The sequence below is a fragment of the Lentiprolixibacter sp. genome (assembly GCF_982873095.1).
The window spans coordinates 1-4,920 of sequence record NZ_CEYNTP010000214.1 but is presented as its reverse complement, the minus strand read 5'-3'; the positions used below and the strand labels follow the sequence as shown (position 1 = coordinate 4,920).

At 45.7% G+C, this 4,920-nt stretch carries 6 protein-coding genes; 2 read left to right on the top strand and 4 right to left on the bottom strand.

Translation table 11 applies throughout. From position 1 onward, the window contains the following. Positions 1-88: 88 nt before the first annotated feature. The 4 genes from AC4E7D_RS11660 to AC4E7D_RS11645 all read right to left on the bottom strand — a co-directional run bounded on the left by AC4E7D_RS11660 (position 89) and on the right by AC4E7D_RS11645 (position 3,942). A complete protein-coding gene (locus AC4E7D_RS11660) occupies positions 89-361 on the bottom strand; it encodes an HU family DNA-binding protein (RefSeq protein WP_490173967.1) in 273 nt (90 codons plus the stop codon). A 175-nt stretch (positions 362-536) separates the two neighbouring features. Further along, complete coding sequence (gene fmt / locus AC4E7D_RS11655) at positions 537-1,484, bottom strand: methionyl-tRNA formyltransferase (protein ID WP_490173966.1); 948 nt, start codon at positions 1,482-1,484, stop codon at positions 537-539. Continuing rightward, positions 1,481-3,379, bottom strand: coding sequence for a RecQ family ATP-dependent DNA helicase (locus AC4E7D_RS11650; RefSeq protein ID WP_490173965.1), 1,899 nt, complete (start codon positions 3,377-3,379; stop codon positions 1,481-1,483). The genes fmt and AC4E7D_RS11650 overlap by 4 nt, the downstream gene beginning before the upstream one ends. Beyond that, a complete protein-coding gene (locus AC4E7D_RS11645; protein WP_490173964.1) occupies positions 3,376-3,942 on the bottom strand; it encodes an AAA family ATPase in 567 nt (188 codons plus the stop codon). Before AC4E7D_RS11645 ends, AC4E7D_RS11650 begins: the two co-directional genes overlap by 4 nt. Before the next feature lie 88 nt (positions 3,943-4,030). Between AC4E7D_RS11645 and AC4E7D_RS11640 the strand changes: the two genes are divergently transcribed. Beyond that, positions 4,031-4,318, top strand: a complete 288-nt coding sequence (locus tag AC4E7D_RS11640; RefSeq protein WP_490173963.1) for a DUF493 family protein — start codon at positions 4,031-4,033, stop codon at positions 4,316-4,318. Between the two features lie 78 nt (positions 4,319-4,396). Beyond that, the coding region (locus AC4E7D_RS11635; RefSeq protein ID WP_490173962.1) for a DUF4290 domain-containing protein at positions 4,397-4,920 on the top strand (524 nt) is incomplete at its 3' end.

Sequence of the window (4,920 nt, the reverse complement as noted above, 5' to 3'; positions counted from 1 at the left end):
AATTCGCGTAAAAAACAAAAATGGGGTATAAACAAAAAAAAAGCACTTGCTGTGGGCAAGTGCTTTCGCTATATCGTTGATATGCAGCTTAGTTTACAGCGTTGCTCAGATCAGAACCTGCTTTAAACTTAACTACGTTTTTGGCGGCTATCTTGATAGTTGCACCAGTAGATGGGTTTCTTCCTTCTCTGGCGTTTCTTCTGGAAACAGACCAAGACCCAAATCCTACAAGAGAAACACGATTTCCTTTTTTCAGTGATTTCTCAACATTGCTCAGAAAAGACTCCAAGGATTTTTTGGCGGCGGCTTTAGTGATACCAGCATCGGCTGCCATGGCATCAATTAATTCTGTTTTGTTCATAATTTAAATCAATTAATTGTTGTTAAATATTTCAAAGCTTAAACAAATTTATAGGGATTTGCGGTTAACGCAAGTAAATTCGGGGGAAATCGGCGTTTTTGTTAATAACTTCACCCCATTGTTGATAAACTGACAAAAAATACAGGGTCTCTTTAAAGGCAATAAGTACGGGGGCTCAGCCAAGTTTGGCCATTTCGTGTAATTTATAGCCATTCAGGAACTCTTTTATACCCATGCGCTTCTTTCCCGAAAGCTGTACTTCGAGTAGTAAAACAAAACCACCTTTTACTGCCACTTCAAGGAAATCTTTACCGGCAAATAGCCTTCCGGGCTCATGTGTGTGGCTTTCCTTTCTCTTGCCAGCCCTGTAGACCTTGAGGACCACACCATCTTCCGGGTTGTGCAAATAACACCAGGCGGCCGGGTATGGGCTAAGTCCACGGATTTTATCATAAATGGTGGTAAGCGGTAGTTGCCAGTCCAGCTTACAGGTGTCCCTGTGAATCTTGGGCGCCATCTTCAGGGTGCCGGAGTCTGGCTGTACCTTGGCACTCACCTTATTATTTTCAATCAGGGAAACCGTTCTTACTACCAGATCAGCCCCCAGAAGCATGAGGCGGTCGTGTAATGCCCCGGCATTTTCCTCGGGACCAATAGTTGTCTTGTCCTGTAAGATGATTTCACCGGTGTCTATGCGTTCATTGATGTAAAATGTCGTGACACCTGTTTCGGTTTCTCCGTTAATGATCGCCCAGTTAATGGGGGCAGCGCCCCGGTATTGGGGGAGGAGGGAAGCGTGTAGGTTAACGGTGCCGTATTCAGGCATTTCCCAGACCGCTCTGGGCAGCATACGGAAGGCGACAACGATCTGCAGGTTGGCGTCCAGCGTCTTGAGCTCATTTTGAAATTCAGGACTTTTCAAATTGGTGGGCTGTAAGATGGTCAGTCCTTTCTTTAAAGCATAGCGCTTAACGGCTGACTGATGGATCTTCCTGCCCCTGCCCGCCGGCTTGTCAGGAGCTGTGATTACTCCGGCGACCTCATAACCAGATTCCAGTAGCGCTTCGAGTACAGGTACTGCAAAATCAGGGGTACCCATAAAAACTATCCTTAATTTCCTCATAGCTTCAACATGTATTCATTCTTGTTGTTAATGGCAATTTTACCTGCCTCAAGGAGCTCCCTCAGGGTTTGAAGTATGAGGTACTCTTCATCCGGAAGGGTACTGATCAACATCCGTGAACTGCTGGCAGATTGCGCGAGCTGCTCTACAATGCGTTCACGCAATGCCGGTAAGGCTTTCTCTTTCTCATACTTCCTCAAGCACACATCGCAAACCCGGCAATCTTCGCTGAGCTCCTCCCCAAAATATAATAACAATTGTTTACTTCGGCACAGCTTATCATTTTTGAGATAATCCAGCATCTTACCCACGTTTTTCACCTTAAGTCTGTGGTAGCCCGCTATTTCTTTTGCAAAACGGTTAATGGCACGATCGTCTTCCCTGGGGATGAGGAAGGTGATCTTTAAGTCGCGATCCTCCAGGTTTAGTAGTATAAGTTCATCAGTTGCAAACCTTTTGAGGGTTTCCAGGATTTCCTCTTCTGTCTGTCCTGTTTTTTTACCCAATAGCACCGGGTTGATCCTTGTTTCAAAATCAAATACCCCGCCGTAAGTGCGGAGGAGTGCCTGCAGCGTTCCGGCAAGGTCAGGGTGCTTTTCCATATAACGGAAGAGCACCGCTTTTGTAGCCACCACCTTCAGGGTGGTTTGCCGGCTGAATTCCTGTGACAGGCTGATAACGGATTGCTGATCCAGAATACGCAGGGCGTTGTGGGTTAGCATATATTGGAAACCATAGGCTTCACAAAAGGCATCGAAGTGAAAGGGGTAACTTTCATGTTCCCCACCGCCATAGGGGATTTGGAAGTAATTGTTCAATTTACGGTATACCGTTTTGAGGTACGCCGTTGTGGGTAACACGCTGAGGAACTGTTTTTCTACCTGGGATTCATCAGCTTTGTTGGTCAATAACAGAGCACTTGCTTTTTGGCCATCCCTGCCAGCCCGGCCGGCCTCCTGAAAATAATTCTCCAGGTTATCTGGGATCTGGTAATGGATGACAAGGCGTACATCGGGCTTATCTACCCCCATCCCGAAGGCGTTGGTAGCCACCATAAACTGCACCTTGTTTTGCATCCAGTCCCGGAGTTTGTCCGACTTCTCTGAGGCACTCATGCCCCCGTGGAAAAAATGACTTGCTATTCTTTTCTTATTGAGGAAGGCGGCAAGCTCCTCCGCCATTCTTCGGGAACGAACATAAACGATTCCACTTCCGTTGGTTTGGGAGCAGAGCAGCTGGAGCCGGAAACGTTTGTCCTCTTCCCAGAATACTCCGAAAGCAATATTTTCCCTTAAGAAGGAATCCTTGAATTCCCTTACATTTCTGAGGCACAGGTGCCGGATAATATCTTCCTTTACCCGTTTTGTTGCCGTGGCGGTAAGGGCTATTACCGGGGTATTGGGATGCAATTCGCGCAGTAAGGAACATTGCAGATATGCAGGTCGGAAATCATTCCCCCAATGGGAGACACAATGGGCTTCATCAATGGCAATAAGGGTAACAGGCAGGTTGCCCAGTCTTTCCTGAATCAAATCCTGTTGGAGCCTTTCAGGAGAGAGGTATAGAAACTTGTAATTTCCATAAAGGCAATTGTCCAGTAGGGTAACCACTTCCTGGTAGCCCATGGCGCCTGTAAGCCCCATAGCCTTTATCCCTTTTTGTTTCAAAGCGCGAACCTGATCCTCAATCAAAGCCACAAGAGGAGAAACAACTACACAAATCCCTTCAGAAAGCAGGGCCGGCACCTGGTAACACACGGATTTCCCACCTCCAGTTGGCATGAGGGCCAGGACATCTTCCTGATTCAGAACCGCGTCAATAATGTTGGACTGTGAACCACGGAAACTATCAAAACCCCAATATTTCTTAAGGATATGCTCGGCCTCTGCAATCACATGTACAGTTTTAATACGTCCATTATAAATTCAGTGCGTTCCATTACAGTGCCTTTTGGGACCATTAGCGGACCGTAGCCCAAATCTCGGTATAGACCTTCCAAATGCCCGTGTATGGCCACCGCCTCCTCATAACTTTCCATACGTTCAGCATCTACTTTGTAGATTTCTTTCCAAGGAGGCAATAAAATTACTTCGTCATAGCGCAATTCCCTGCAGGCACGCTCAAAATTGTCCGTATATGATTGCCCGAAGTAATTCATATACGCCAGTACGTCCGGAATGCCGCGGTCATAAAATACGATAGAGGCCTGGTGTTCACTACCCCTGTGGTATTGTGCCATACGGCCCTCCAGGAGACGTGTGTTAAAATCAAAAGGATCACGCACAAAAACCAGGGGATTGGTTTTGTGATCTTCTTCCACTTCCACTTCCTTTGCAGCGGCGGTAAGGTCCCGTATGATCTCTTCAAAACAGATAAAGCCTTTGTCCTTTAAGGATTTAACGACACTTGTTTTTCCGGTACCCGGACCGCCGGTTATGACAACTTTCTTGGGAGGCAATTTATACTCTTTTAGTACCACAAAAGTAATCATTCAAAGCATGCCCCTAAAATTGAAGTCGAACCCCTATATTTGTAAAAAGATTGTAATGGAACCGGACAAAGCAGATGCTTTTTACAGCAGGCTGAAAGACGAATTGCTAAAGAATACCAGCTGGCCCGCCGATTACCTGTACAAGTTTATAGTTCCTACGGATCAGGAACGGATCAACAGGATCAATCGGATTTTTGACAATACGGGTGCTGTAATTGAATCCAAGCAATCCAGGAAAGGGAAATACACCAGTTTGTCTATCATGGTTAATCTTAATAGTCCGGATGACGTCATCGACAAATACAAGGAAGTAGGGAAAATAGAAGGGGTTATCTCCCTCTGAGATATAAGCGGTAATCAGCTATAATTTTATTACTTTGCCACCGTTATCGAATTACTTCCCCTTTAAATCACACATATTTTGGATGCAGTAAACAATTTAGAGTACAATACAGAACGCCCCCAACTTATTATCCCGGAGTACGGCAGGCATTTTCAGAAGATGGTAGACTATGCAGTTTCCATCGAAGATCGGGAAGAACGTAACCGCATTGCAAAGGCCATTATCAGTGTTATGGGGAATTTACAACCCCACTTGAGGGATGTGCCGGATTTCCAGCACAAGTTATGGGATCAGCTATTTATCATGTCTGATTTTAAACTGGATGTGGATTCTCCCTTTCCCATAACGAGCAAGGAAGTCCTTCAGCAACGACCCGACCCGCTGGAATACCCTCAGAATTTCCCCAAGTACCGCTTTTATGGTAATAATATCAAACGGATGATCGATGTAGCCATCAATTGGGAAAAAGGGGACAAACGGGATGGACTGGAATATGCCATAGCCAACCACATGAAGAAGTGCTACCTCAATTGGAATAAAGATTCAGTTGATGACCAGGTAATTTTTCAGCACTTGTATGAATTGAGCGACGGACAAATCGA

What these genes read in the sequence shown, in the direction of transcription:
- AC4E7D_RS11660 (WP_490173967.1), bottom strand. Translation starts at nt 361, where the DNA reads ATGAACAAAACAGAATTAATTGATGCCATGGCAGCCGATGCTGGTATC.
- fmt (WP_490173966.1), bottom strand. Translation starts at nt 1,484, where the DNA reads ATGAGGAAATTAAGGATAGTTTTTATGGGTACCCCTGATTTTGCAGTA.
- AC4E7D_RS11640 (WP_490173963.1), top strand. Translation starts at nt 4,031, where the DNA reads ATGGAACCGGACAAAGCAGATGCTTTTTACAGCAGGCTGAAAGACGAA.